Genomic DNA, 13220 nt, shown 5'->3' with positions numbered 1-13220 from the left:
TATGTCCGGTGAGATACTTGTCAGACTGGTTAACGTAACTAAATATTTCAGGGACACAGCAAATATGAGCCCTTTCAGAAGGCTGCATAACAAGGAACAGCGTTATGTGGAAGTCAACAATGTGACCATCCATTTATACCGTGGTGAAACGCTAGGTATCACTGGACTGCCGGGATCCGGGAAATCAGTCATCGGCAAACTGATCTCCAAAGTCATTGAGCCGTCAAGCGGAAAAGTCCGCAATGACTCGCCGACGTTTCTGGCGAGCCATAATCACCGGTTCACAGGGCGGCATTCACTGAATCAGATGATTGAAACGATTTTACTGTCATATAATGTGCCGCTGACAGATTTTCCTGACAAGATAGGGCAGATACTCAGTTATGCTGAACTGCAGGATAAGTCGAAATCACCATTCGATCAGCTGACAGTAAGTGAGAAGTCACAGCTGTTTATAGCGCTTACTTATTTCCTGAAACCTGAAGTGGTGATTTATGATGAACTATCCCGGCATTTAACGCCATTGTTCAAAGAGAAGTTCAGAACCGTGATTGATCTGTTGATGATGGAGAACAAAGCAGTCGTCCTCATTGAAGACGAACTTAAGTTAATCGAAGAGAAAGCGAACTATATGACGTGGATCAGCCATGGTCAGGTGAGGAAGTCGGGGAAACCGGAAGAAGTCATGCCGGTTTATGAGAATTATTTGTCACGTTATAACGAATCACTTAGGACAAAGAACGGAGAGCTGTTTGACCTTGATTACAAGATGCAGCGGCAGGCTGTCGGCAATGAAGAAGCGATGCGCCGCGTATCCAGGCACTCCAAAAGTCTGCTCGATAAAGATGTCAAGAAACTGCTGCTCACAACACTTGTGGTCATGACGCTATGCCTCATTATGTTTATCCTTGTATGGCAGCAGGTGGCTTATGAGCCGAAGACTGAAATGAAGGACGAAACGGCAATCGTCAAAAAGAAAGAAGCGTTTACCGATAAATATGCCTTTGTGGTAGTCGAAGCGGATAATCAGCCGATTATTTATCAGAACAGGCCGGTCGTCAAAGTTCCTGCCGGTACATTGATGGAAGTCACCGGATTCAATGATACTGATTACCGGATCTCCTACGGCGATAAAGCAATGACGATGAAGCGGAGCCATATGCTTTATATTAATCCGGCAGCCTTATATGATGAGCATGACTTTGATGAGCTGAGCGACTATATGTATAGTAACTATGCGAACTTCAAGGATTTCTTTAACAGCTATCTCGGTAAAAGTCATGCGACGATCAATAAAGAGCTGTATCCGGAATCCAGTGACCGGTTCCGCATTAAGCTGACAAAGAATGATATTTTCCTTCACTTCAATGATGCGAATAAAATGACGGGCATCAGCTTCCCGATGCTGAAGGCCGATGAACTGAAAAAGAAATTTAATATTAAGGACAGGCAGTGGATTGTCAAAATCGGCGATGCCTATGCGGTAGCTGATTTTGAACGTAAGCAGTGGCTGTATTTTAAGATGTAGGTGAATTGAATGAATGAAGTGATAAATTTAGTTAAATATGTTCCCTATATGCTGAGAAACATCTGGATAGAACTCCGTTATCATCTGCAGCAGTATATTATCTTTCTGTCAGCCAATATGATCGTCATTGTGCTTGCACTTCTGCTGCTCAACTTAATGGGCAGCATGCCGATTGACCGGTCGACACGTATTTTTCAGCTGAGCGGCTATGTCATGCTGTTATGGATAGCAGGATCGATCATCATCTCGAACTTAATACTGCCGAGAAAAGGATTTATCCTTAATATCACGAACTTACCGGTCTATGTGCTCGTCAATATACAGATCATTAATTTTTTCTTTACTTTTTTAATCTCGTTTCTGCTGCTGCTGGTCATCAAATCAATCAGCGGCATACAGCTTGAAACAAGCTGGCTCGGCGTCGTCTATTTTATCGCGCTAACGTATTTACTGCTCATGCCGGTATGCATTTTGGTCAGTCTCTTTAGACAGAAACCGGTCATCATCGGCAGTGCTATAGCCGTGCTCTTTTTAACACTACCAATACTCTGGGTGCCATCTATGATGCCGACTGGACTGCTCAACATACTGAAGCTGAATCCCTTTTATTTTTTAGTGAACGGCTTTCAGGAATCAGTCGTCCTCGGCACGTCGGCATTTTATAATTATCCGAATCATCTGCTGTTCATTTTTGAGCTGGTGCTCATCTACTTATGGACCGGCTATTTCTACAAGCTGATGAAAGATGAGATCAACATGAATAAAACCAATTGATAGTAAACGAAAAGCCAGATGGAATAATCATTCCATCTGGCTTTTTCAGTGCCGGGCATTCAGCTGGATATTACTTTTGATGACGCTTTGTTTCAGTTTGTCCTGCAGTTTTTTCTCTGAGAATACCCAGCCGGTATAACTATGGGTCACGTTATACTCATGGTCCAGATTAAGGATAGCGACAAAAGAATAGTGACCGTTCTTTAAATAACGCAGATCAATCAATCTCAGTTCATAGCCGAACGGCTGCTCGATAAATGTCCAGCGGTAAATAGAGCTGAAGCTTCGGAAAGCTACTAAGTTCGGATCATCCTTCGCATGAATCATCACTTCGTCCGAAGGATAGGGCTCTCGCTTGAACTTATCACTGAAGTTCACGGTTGTCCCGTAGCTGCGGCCGATGTAGTCAAATTTATCCGTCTGGATGCCGACGCGCCATTCATAGAACTGGGCCGTTGGAGCGACGAACACTTTTTGTACGGTTTCGTGCGTCGCTATTAATTTCATCGCACGCTTCTTAATCATTTGCTGAAGATTTCTTCTAATGATATAGTAAATGACTAGTATTAAGAAGATGATAACGAATGTATAGAACGGAGGGCCTCCCCATGCCCAGATGACGCATCCTGCCAGCAGCAGGGAGAAAATAATCGGGTCGAATGTATTGATGATACCAATCTGAATCCATTCTTTCGAAATAGGTCTTAATGCCTGCGTGCCGTATGAGTTGAATATATCAACGAAAACATGAAGAAAGACGGCGAACTGTGTCCATGCCCATAAATGCATGACATTGATGTTGTGGTTAAAGCAGTAAAGAATTGCAGTTATAAGTACCGGCCACATGAAAGTGAAAGGAATGGAGTGTGTGATCCCTCGGTGATGGGTAATATAGACGGCATTGTTTCTTAACTTTAAGACAGTGTCAATGTCTGGTATTTGAGAGCCGGCAACAACAGCGGTCACGAATACAGGATAGTGGGCTGCAGCTGCGGGATCTATTGTAGCGAGCCCCGCGAGTGCTGCACCCATTGCGAAGTGTGTTGCAGTATCCATACTACCCCTCCTTTCCTATCATTATAATCGAATATATACGTATAAATAAATATTTAGACTTAGAGGTGAAGTTATTGTATAAGATAGAGACATTCTCACATAATCTGCTGGACTGGTTCCATAACAACAAGCGGTCTATGCCGTGGCGTGAGACGAATGATCCATATAAAATATGGCTGTCAGAAGTCATGCTGCAGCAGACACAAGTCGTCACTGTGAAAGGTTACTACAACAGATTCATCGAACGGTTCCCGACGATGACGAGTCTTGTAGCAGCAGATGAAGACGAAGTGCTGAAATATTGGGAAGGACTCGGCTATTATTCGCGGGTCCGGAATTTCCAGGCAGGTGTGCGCGAAGTGCAGGAGCAGTACGGGGGTGTCGTGCCGAAAGACGGCGATGCTTTCTTAAGCTTGAAAGGTGTCGGCCCGTATACACGCGGGGCTGTCATGAGCATCGCCTATAACTTGAAGTATCCGGCAGTAGACGGCAATGTCTACCGGGTATTCTCAAGACTTGATGATGATGCGACTGACATCGCTAAAAGTACGGCAAGAAAACATTTTGAAGCAAAAGTGATGGCCGTGATGCCGGATGCGGCAGGAGATTTCAACGAAGCACTGATGGAGCTCGGAGCGACTGTCTGTACACCGAAAAACCCAATCTGCATGCTCTGTCCAGTGCAGGACCATTGTGAAGCTTTCGCCGAAGGTACCGTTCTGCAGCGGCCGGTGAAAGTCAAAAAGCTCAAGCGGAAGTCATACCGCTATAAAGTGCTGCTCATCGTCAACGATCAAGGTGAACTGCTTATTGTGCAGCGGCCGACTAGCGGGCTGCTGGGCGGTATGTGGCAGTTTCCCGTGGTGGATGAAGAGGCGTCACTTGCAGACATTGAAGAGCTGCTCCATATGAACTTATATCAGGAAGCGGAATTGTTTCATACAGTGACTCATAAATTCACGCATCTAGACTGGCTGCTTGACGTTTATTTGTACCGGACGACTGACAGTGCAACGGGTGATTACCACTTTATAGCACGAGAAGAAAAAGAGAATTACACGTTTCCGGTGTCAATGACGAAGATTTATGAGCATTACTTGAAGACAGGGAGCTAGACAAATTCGTTTCATGCTGCACAATCTATGCTATAATATGTATGCAAATACTATTCATTAGGTGGTGTGGAACATGGTCAAAGAATCCATACCAAAAGAAGGCCAGAGCGTGCAGATTCAAAGTTATAAGCATAACGGGAAAATCCACCGCGTCTGGTCTGAAACAACGATTTTAAAGGGAACGAATCACGTCATCATTGGGGGGAATAACCGGACACTTGTCACTGAAAGTGATGGACGAACCTGGATTACGAGAGAACCGGCGATTGTCTATTTCCATGCAGAGTACTGGTTCAATGTTATCTGCATGTTCAGAGAAGACGGCGTCTACTATTACTGTAATCTGTCGTCACCCTTTGTCTATGATACAGAGGCAATCAAATATATTGATTATGATCTGGATATCAAGGTATACCCAAATGGCAAATATCACTTGCTGGATGAGGATGAGTATCAGCAGCATATGAAACAGATGAACTATCCGGCGGCGATTGATCAGATCCTGAGAAGAAACGTTGATACTTTGCAGCAATGGATTGAACGAAAAAAAGGACCATTTGCGCCTGACTTTATTAAAGTCTGGCAGGAACGTTTTCATCTGCAAAAACGTATGATGGAAGACTGAGTCTGAGACTAATATCTATATTTCTTCGAACATAGAAAGACGTGCCTGCTTCATGGATCGGACAACCAGCATTGCGTCTCCGGTTTCATCGGTGAAGTTCAGTTCGAAGAAGGAGGATGTTATCTCGGGCTCTTACATTTTAAGGAGATGATTGAATGTTCAGAAGGTATCTGCAGTTTGTTAAGCCTTATACATGGCTGATCATACTGACGATCTTAATCGGTATACTGAAGTTTGGTATACCGCTGTTAATACCACTGCTTATTAAATATGTCATTGACGATGTCATCGGCAGTCACACGATGTCACTTGCAGATAAAAAAGATGCGCTGCTGCGCGTGCTGCTGATCTTCGGCTTTATCTTTACGGTCATCCGGCCGCCGGTCGAATATTACCGGCAGTATTTAGCGCAGTGGACGAGCAACAAAATTCTTTATGATATACGTAAAAAGTTATACCGTCATCTCCAGGCGTTAAGTGTCCGCTTCTATGCGAACAATAAAGTCGGCGAGGTGATTTCACGTGTTATCAATGATGTGGAATCAACGAAAGATTTCATTGTCACAGGGCTTATGAATGTCTGGCTTGATCTTGTCACTATCATTATTGCCCTGGCCATTATGTGGACGATGGATGCTAAGCTGACGCTTGTCTCACTTATTATCTTCCCGTTTTACATTTTCAGTGTTTATTATTTCTTCGGCAATCTCCGTAAGCTGACCCGCAGACGGTCGCAGTCACTGGCAGAAGTGCAGGGCTTCCTGCATGAACGGGTGCAGGGGATGACGGTCATTAAAAGCTTCGCTATTGAAGAGAATGAGAACGAACGCTTCAACAAGAGAAACATGAACTTCCTGACAAAGGCGACTGAACATGCAAAGTGGAATGCGAAAAGTTTTGCTGTCATCAATACGGTAACCGATATCGGGCCGCTCCTTGTCGTCGGCTTCGGTGCTTATTTCGTTATCAATGATGGCATGACGGTCGGCAGTCTTGCGGCGTTCATCGCCTATCTTGACCGGCTCTATGGCCCGTTAAGACGACTCGTTTCATCATCGACGACTTTGACACAAAGTTTAGCGTCGATGGACAGAATGTTCCAGCTGTTTGATGAACCTTATGACATCGTTGATAAACCCGGTGCCAAAGCGATGACAATCGAGCATGGCGGCATTACATTTGAGCAGGTCGGCTTCAAATATAATGAAGATGAAAGTGAAGTGCTCCGTCATGTCAGTCTTGATATTGAGAGCGGTCAGACTGTTGCGTTCGTCGGTATGAGCGGCGGCGGTAAATCTACGATGATCAGTCTGATTCCGAGATTTTACGATGTGACATCAGGTAGAATTCTGATTGACGGCCGGCCGATAGATGCTTATACGATAGCAAGTCTGCGCAGTCAGATCGGCATGGTCATGCAGGACAATATTCTGTTCTCAGAATCCATCAGAGAGAATATACTGCTCGGTAAACCGGATGCGACAGAAGATGAGATGATCTATGCGGCGAAGCTTGCCAACGCCCATGACTTCATCATGAGTCTGCCCGCCGGTTATGACACTGAAGTCGGTGAGCGCGGCGTTAAGTTATCAGGCGGGCAGAAGCAGCGCGTTGCTATCGCCCGTGTGTTCCTGAAAAATCCACCGATCTTAATTCTTGATGAAGCGACTAGTGCGCTTGACCTTGAAAGTGAGGCAGTCATCCAGGAGGCACTCGAGATATTGTCTCAGGACCGGACAACAGTCATCGTCGCCCATCGTCTGTCAACAATTACTCATGCAGACAAAATTGTAGTCGTGCAGAACGGTGAAATCGTTGAGACAGGCACGCATCAGGAACTGATGCAGAATGAATCACATTATTACAATCTTTATACGATACAGCATCTGGAAGGTTAACTTCCGGTATACCCCTGATGTATGATAACCATACATCAGGGGTATTTTTATAAGAACACCGAAGTGAAAGAGGAGATATAAATGGACTTAAGTTTTATGGAAGATGACACATTGGCCGCAGCAAAAGCGCTGCTCGGCAAAAAACTGACGACTATCGTTGACGGCACGACGACGTCAGGCTATATTACAGAAGTTGAAGCGTATTTAGGGATTCATGATAAAGCGGCCCATGCATTCGGCGGCAGACGGACGAAGAAAAATGAGATGATGTTCAGGGATTACGGGACAATCTATGTCTATACGATGCATGGCCATCACTGTATGAATTTCATCACGCGTGATCAAGAGTCGCCTGAAGGAGTGCTGATCCGGGCGATAGAACCGCTGGAAGGAATCGATGTGATGCAGGAGCGGCGCGGCAGAACAGATCATCTGACAGACGGACCGGGGAAATTGACGAAAAGCCTTGGCGTGAAGCGTGACCTGCATAATGGTCTGAAACTGAATGAAGGACCGATCTTAATTGAAGCAGGGCGCAGCCCTGAAGTGATCCTTGAATCAAAGAGAATCGGCATCGCCAATAAAGAAGAAGCGGTCGATTATTTGTACCGCTTCACCGTCAAAGGAAATCCGTATGTGTCAAAAGACCGCGTGAAACCGGCACAGCAGCTTGGATGGCTGTAAGGATATTTATAGATAGCTGACAAAAAATAACCCCCCTCACTTTTAGTGTAACTAAAAGTGAGGGGGGTTATTGTGATAACGAATAAGTCATGACAGATTACATATCGAAATTCTCATCTTCGACAGTGATTTTCTTTTCTTCTTTATGATAGTTGTAGAAGCTGTGAGTGAGCGTATCCAAGTGTTCCAGTTTTTCGCGGTATTCAAACATCGCACCGATGACTTGAAAAACGTGCTGCTTGTAGTAATTTTCTTCACGGGCATGATAGCTGTTCAGCTCTTTTAAGTAGACATCAAGCAGGTCTTCTTTGAACTGGTCATTGACGAGTGAGGTATTCGCGGCGCGGCCGAGTGATACTTTGTTCGTCACACGCATCAGCAGTTCCTCGTGATAGCTCATTAGTTCATCCAGTTCAAATTTCATCTGTATTCTTAAGTCTTCCGGCAGATTCAAAATATCGTTTTCATAGCGATTCAGTTTTCTGAGCAGCTCATATGCCTTGCGTGTTGCACTGATCATTTCTTTGAACAATATTTTCTTGCGGGTGTTCTGATAAGCCTGGCGCTTAGTATAGGCCCGCTCATCCTTGTACAGATTGTACTGGGATTCGAGCGATGTAATTCGCGAGTGAAACTCTTCCAGATCTTTTTTTACGATATGATATTCGCTTGTGCCGTTGATGCTGAGCCGGATCCATTTGAAAATATCACCGCACACATTCAAGCAGTTGTAGTAAAGCTTTGTCTCATACTTCGGCGGCAGAAAAACAAGGTTGACGATGGACGCGCTGATCACACCGATCATCACGAAGGCAAAGCGCATGAGTGCGGTCTGAAAGAAATCTCCTTGATGGTGATCCATGATGATCAGCTGGGTGACAACTGCAAGGCCGGTAACGTTCTGCAGTTTGAGCTGAGAGAGCACGGCGATCAGTATAATGGATGACAGCGCGATGATTAAAATATGGACACCAAACAGCTGGACCATGGCGACAGCAAGTAAAGCGCCGATGATATTTCCTTGAAACTGCTCGATAATAGTCTTATAAGATTTGTAGACGCTCGGCTGCATCGCGAACAACGCTGAAATGCCGGAGACAACTGAACCCTGAAGACTGATAAACTGTGCTAAAAACAGTGCCAGTGCTATGGAGACACCTGTCTTGAATATTCGAGCCCCTAGTTTCATATAGTAACCTCATTTATTAAGATGATACTATTCTTATACAGTATCCCTCTTTACTTTACAAGAGAAAGCTGCTTGAAACTGTTTTCAACAGCGAGCAATGTCTGTTTGATATCTTCTTCTGTATGTCTGATGGTGATAAACCATGCTTCATATTTAGAAGGAGCTAAGTTAATGCCTTGATTAAGCATCAGTTTGAAGAAGCGGGCGAACAGTTCGCCGTCTGTATTTTCAGCCTGCTCGTAACTTGTGACTTTCTCAGTCGTGAAGTAGATGGTCATGGCCCCTTTTAAGCGGTTGATGGTCGCAGGGATCTCATATTCTGTGATCAATGCATTGATGCCGTCTTCCAGCTGCTTGCCGAGCCGGTCGAGGTAGTCGTAAGTGCCTTCCTCTTTAATGACTTCAAGTAGGGCGATGCCTGCCTGCATACTGAGCGGGTTACCTGCCATCGTGCCTGCCTGATACGCCTTGCCGAGCGGTGCGACCTGCTCCATAATATCCTGCCGGCCGCCGTAAGCACCAATCGGCAGTCCGCCGCCGATGATCTTGCCGAACGCTGTCAAGTCAGGTTTCACGCCGAGCATATCCTGGGCGCCGCCGTAGCAGAAGCGGAATGCTGTGATGACTTCATCATAGATGACGAGTGAACCATTAGCGTGGGCAATGTCATTCACAGCTTCAAGGAATCCAGATACAGGTTCAACAATACCGAAGTTACCGACAATCGGTTCAACGAGTACGGCTGCAATCTGGTCGCTGAAATGATTCACGGCTTCTTTGAATGACTCAATATCATTGAACGGAACAGTGATCACTTCCTGGGCGACACTTTTAGGGACGCCGGCAGAATCAGGTGTTCCTAACTGGCTGGGTCCGCTGCCTGCTGCCACGAGCACTAAGTCAGAATGACCGTGGTAACAGCCGGCAAACTTGATGATTTTATCGCGCTTTGTATAGGCGCGGGCGACGCGGATCGTTGTCATCACGGCTTCTGTCCCTGAATTGACGAAACGGACTTTTTCAAGGGAAGGAATAGCCTCCTGCAGCATTTTAGCGAACGTTACTTCGTGTTTAGTCGGCGTTCCGAATAATATACCGGTTTCAGCCGCTTTGTTGATGGCTTCAGTAATATGCGGGTGGGCATGGCCGGCAATAATCGGACCGTACGCTGCCAGGTAGTCGATGTATTGATTGCCGTCGGCATCATAGAAGTAGGCACCATCGCCGCGCTCCATGACGACCGGGGCACCGCCGCCGACTGCTTTATAAGAGCGGGACGGTGAATTGACGCCGCCTAAAATATACTGTTCTGCTTCCTGCTGAACTCGTTCTGACTCTGTAAATTTCATACTATAACCTCTTTTGCTTAATATTTTACATAACATATCGTAACATAAATAGGAGTGAACTTTGAACAGGAGGGGCAATTATGAAAGTACCGGCATTCCAGCTGGAGAATCAGCACGGGGAATTTATTACAGAGCAGCAGCTGCTCGGACAAACGAGTATTCTCTACTTCTATCCGCGGGATAATACACCGACATGCACCGCGCAGGCCGTTGATTTCACTGAACATATTGAGTACTTTGCCGCTAAAGGCATCCAAGTATACGGCATCAGTGGAGACAGCCGGAAGAAGCACCAAAATTTTATCACCAAGCATCATATCGGATTTGACCTGCTTGTCGATGACGGGTTTAAGTTATCCGAACAGCTGGGTATTTATCAGCTGAAGAAGAGTTTCGGCAAAGAAGCGATGGGAATTGTCCGGACGACACTAATCATCGGGCCGGATCTTGAAATTATGAGACGGTTTGACAAAGTGAAAGTGAAAGAGCAGTTCGACGATATTACTGCAGCACTGGAGGGACAGTCATGAAAATTGTATCAACAGTCAAGCTGAAACATTTACTCGATGAGCTGAAAGATGAATTTAATGAGCATGAGTTCATTGAGCGGGAATCACTTGATTATTTGACGCCGGAAGATTTATCGTCAGTGGAAGTACTGATTGCTCAGCAGACGAAGCTCGATGAAGCGCTGCTTGGACAGATGCCGAAATTGAAATGGCTTGTCTGGTATGTGGCGGGTGTCAACAAGCTGCCGCTCTCTTATATGAAAGAACGGGGTATTATACTGACGAATGCACGCGGCATACATAAAATACAAATAGCTGAGTTCATATTTGCGTATATTATGGCTGACTACAAGCATCTGGCTGAGTTTCAGGAGCTGCAGGAAAACCGGGGCTACAAGACGGCAATCAGAACTTCAGAACTCTATGAACAGGCCATCTGTTTTATCGGCACCGGGGAAATCGCAAAGAACGCAGCGCGTATCGCCCGCGCTTTCGGTATGAAGACTATCGGCGTTAATACAGACGGGCGGAGTGTCGAACATTTTAACGAGACAGAGCCGCTTACTAATAGAAGGAGTGCATTCACGCAAGCTGACATCATCGTCAATGTTCTGCCTGAAACAGCAGAGACCATTGAGCTGCTGACACGGGAAGACTTCGAAGCTATGGGGAAAGATGCTCTGTTCATCAACGTCGGAAGAGGGACGGTGGTTGCAGAAGATACACTGGTGAAAGTACTGGAGAATCGAGTGATCCGTAAAGCTGCACTTGATGTGTATGAGCATGAGCCTCTCAATGAAGACAATCCGCTCTATCAACTAGCTAATGTCATCATGACGCCGCATATTACCGGATTGAGCAGGCACTATAATGCTAGGGCGACTAATATCTTCAAGGGAAATCTGAAAAAGGGCATCGAGCACAGCAGCGCCTTCATCAATCTTGTCGATTACGACAAAGGCTACTAACATCTACATTGACACAATTTGACTTTTACAGGTATGATGAAAGAAATAAAATAAGTAGAAAGAAGGTGCGAGTATGGCGGTTGAAAGTGTTTCAGCAGAAGCGAAACTGCATGAGGCAGTACAGCAGCTTCGAGACAGTGGTGTCAGAATTACACCGCAGAGACAAGCCGTACTTAACTACTTGATCGAAGCGGATAGCCATCCGACAGCAGATGAAATCTATAAGGCGTTAGCTCCACAATACTCAAGTATGAGTGTAGCGACGGTTTATAATAACTTGAAAGTCTTCAAAGAAAGCGGACTGGTCAAAGAACTGACTTATGGCGATGCAGCTAGTCGATTTGATTTTGACTCACATAATCATTACCATATCATTTGCAGCGAATGTGGAAAGATTAACGACTTCCATTATCCAAGATTAGATGAAGTAGAGAATATAGCAGAACACATCACGAACTTCAATGTCACTCACCACCGGATGGAGATCTATGGTATCTGTCCTGAGTGCCAGCAGAAAGCAGAGCAGTAAAAAATCACCCTTACTTATTGTAAGGGTGATTTTTTACTCAGCTTCACTTTCCTGTTCCAGCTTCTTACTTTTACGTTTGTTATTATAGTCCTGGTCGAATGTTTTGCCGGCCAGAGTCGGATCCAGCGTCAGCGGTTCGTTACAGCGGGCACATATATCAGCACGGCCCAGCATCTTCGTATATTGATTGCAGTTCGGACAGAGCACTGTGACGGCCCTCGTAGATAACATGCCAATCCAGAAATACACGACAAAACTTAATATGAAAGCCAATGTTCCAAGAAGTAAAAACAATGAGAACAGCAGCTGACTTTTCGTGTAGTAAAACAGCACAACACCTAAGTACATGACAATCATCGCAATAAAAATCAGTGCAAGTGCCCATGTTCTAATGCGGTTAATTTTACTTGTTGGCTTTTTAGCGAATTTCAAATAATCATCTCCTTGATTAATTACTGCAAGCATTATAGCATATCTATCTTCATATAATGCAGAAGCCACTGAAAAGTCACAGATTTTTGCTGCTAGCTTCTCAGCGCACTAATAATAAGAAGAAAACTTATAAGCTTTCTTCTATAGAGAAAAGAAGTTAAAAAAATTGCAGAAAAACTGTTGACTCTTTCCAGTCATCTTGTTAAGATATAAAAGTCGCTGAAAACAGCAGACAAACATCGCAAAAGCTTGATAATTAAATGATGAAAAGTGTAAAAAAGACGCTTGTCTTTAGAACAAAAAGCGAGTAAAATTTTTTATGCAAGAGGGAATAAAACACTGACAAGCAGCTAACGCTTGAGTGTAAAACTTCCTAAATAAAAGGCTTGCTTCGAAAGAAGATAGCTGATATAATTTAATCTTGTAACAGCGAAAAATGAACATTGAAAACTGAATGACAATATGTCAACGTTAATTCCAATAATTTGAGTACTTTAGTACTTTCAGAGTGACTGGCTTAAGCAGTCAACGAGCTTTTATCAGACAAACTATTATGGAGAGTTT

13 protein-coding genes are annotated in these 13220 nt (G+C 44.7%); 9 read left to right on the top strand and 4 right to left on the bottom strand.

The window, feature by feature from the left end; all coding sequences use genetic code 11:
- Nucleotide 1: 1 nt before the first annotated feature.
- Nucleotides 2-1528 (top strand): ATP-binding cassette domain-containing protein, encoded by a 1527-nt coding sequence (locus tag ERX35_RS08915; RefSeq protein WP_149459555.1) that lies wholly within the window; start codon nucleotides 2-4, stop codon nucleotides 1526-1528.
- A gap of 9 nt (nucleotides 1529-1537) precedes the next feature.
- Complete coding sequence (locus ERX35_RS08910) at nucleotides 1538-2302, top strand: hypothetical protein (protein ID WP_149459554.1); 765 nt, start codon at nucleotides 1538-1540, stop codon at nucleotides 2300-2302.
- A gap of 45 nt (nucleotides 2303-2347) precedes the next feature.
- On the opposite strand, the gene ERX35_RS08905 is transcribed toward ERX35_RS08910, so the two are convergent.
- A complete protein-coding gene (locus ERX35_RS08905; RefSeq protein WP_149459553.1) occupies nucleotides 2348-3358 on the bottom strand; it encodes a metal-dependent hydrolase in 1011 nt (336 codons plus the stop codon).
- A gap of 74 nt (nucleotides 3359-3432) precedes the next feature.
- Here ERX35_RS08905 and mutY point away from each other — a divergent pair, with 74 nt between their 5' ends.
- From mutY to ERX35_RS08885, 4 genes are all read left to right on the top strand, one after another.
- Nucleotides 3433-4473 (top strand): A/G-specific adenine glycosylase, encoded by a 1041-nt coding sequence (gene mutY / locus ERX35_RS08900; protein WP_149459552.1) that lies wholly within the window; start codon nucleotides 3433-3435, stop codon nucleotides 4471-4473.
- Between the two features lie 73 nt (nucleotides 4474-4546).
- The gene (gene ntdP, locus ERX35_RS08895; RefSeq protein WP_149459551.1) at nucleotides 4547-5098 is read left to right on the top strand and encodes a nucleoside tri-diphosphate phosphatase; all 552 of its coding nucleotides are present in this window, start codon (nucleotides 4547-4549) and stop codon (nucleotides 5096-5098) included.
- 155 nt (nucleotides 5099-5253) lie between these two features.
- Nucleotides 5254-6996 carry an ABC transporter ATP-binding protein gene (locus ERX35_RS08890; RefSeq protein WP_149459550.1) on the top strand — a complete coding sequence of 581 codons (1743 nt, stop codon included), beginning with the start codon at nucleotides 5254-5256 and terminating at the stop codon, nucleotides 6994-6996.
- Nucleotides 6997-7077: 81 nt separating this feature from the next.
- Nucleotides 7078-7680 (top strand): DNA-3-methyladenine glycosylase, encoded by a 603-nt coding sequence (locus ERX35_RS08885; RefSeq protein ID WP_149459549.1) that lies wholly within the window; start codon nucleotides 7078-7080, stop codon nucleotides 7678-7680.
- A gap of 97 nt (nucleotides 7681-7777) precedes the next feature.
- Here the strand turns inward: ERX35_RS08885 and ERX35_RS08880 are convergent, their stop codons facing one another.
- The gene (locus ERX35_RS08880) at nucleotides 7778-8869 is read right to left on the bottom strand and encodes an FUSC family protein (protein WP_149459548.1); all 1092 of its coding nucleotides are present in this window, start codon (nucleotides 8867-8869) and stop codon (nucleotides 7778-7780) included.
- 50 nt (nucleotides 8870-8919) lie between these two features.
- The gene (locus ERX35_RS08875) at nucleotides 8920-10218 is read right to left on the bottom strand and encodes a glutamate-1-semialdehyde 2,1-aminomutase (protein ID WP_149459547.1); all 1299 of its coding nucleotides are present in this window, start codon (nucleotides 10216-10218) and stop codon (nucleotides 8920-8922) included.
- Nucleotides 10219-10298: 80 nt separating this feature from the next.
- Between ERX35_RS08875 and ERX35_RS08870 the strand changes: the two genes are divergently transcribed.
- The 3 genes from ERX35_RS08870 (at nucleotide 10299) to perR (ending at nucleotide 12224) form a co-directional block, all read left to right on the top strand.
- A complete protein-coding gene (locus tag ERX35_RS08870) occupies nucleotides 10299-10748 on the top strand; it encodes a peroxiredoxin (RefSeq protein ID WP_149459546.1) in 450 nt (149 codons plus the stop codon).
- Nucleotides 10745-11695, top strand: a complete 951-nt coding sequence (locus ERX35_RS08865; RefSeq protein WP_149459545.1) for an NAD(P)-dependent oxidoreductase — start codon at nucleotides 10745-10747, stop codon at nucleotides 11693-11695. The genes ERX35_RS08870 and ERX35_RS08865 overlap by 4 nt, the downstream gene beginning before the upstream one ends.
- A gap of 73 nt (nucleotides 11696-11768) precedes the next feature.
- Nucleotides 11769-12224 carry a peroxide-responsive transcriptional repressor PerR gene (perR, locus tag ERX35_RS08860; RefSeq protein ID WP_149459544.1) on the top strand — a complete coding sequence of 152 codons (456 nt, stop codon included), beginning with the start codon at nucleotides 11769-11771 and terminating at the stop codon, nucleotides 12222-12224.
- A 33-nt stretch (nucleotides 12225-12257) separates the two neighbouring features.
- Here the strand turns inward: perR and ERX35_RS08855 are convergent, their stop codons facing one another.
- Nucleotides 12258-12656, bottom strand: a complete 399-nt coding sequence (locus ERX35_RS08855; RefSeq protein WP_246143146.1) for a DUF2614 family zinc ribbon-containing protein — start codon at nucleotides 12654-12656, stop codon at nucleotides 12258-12260.
- Nucleotides 12657-13220: the final 564 nt, after the last annotated feature.

The sequence above is a fragment of the Macrococcus equipercicus genome (genome assembly GCF_004359525.2).
Classification (GTDB): domain Bacteria; phylum Bacillota; class Bacilli; order Staphylococcales; family Staphylococcaceae; genus Macrococcus; species Macrococcus equipercicus.
The sequence above is the reverse complement of the archived record's forward strand: the minus strand, read 5'-3'. Positions and strand labels throughout refer to the sequence as shown.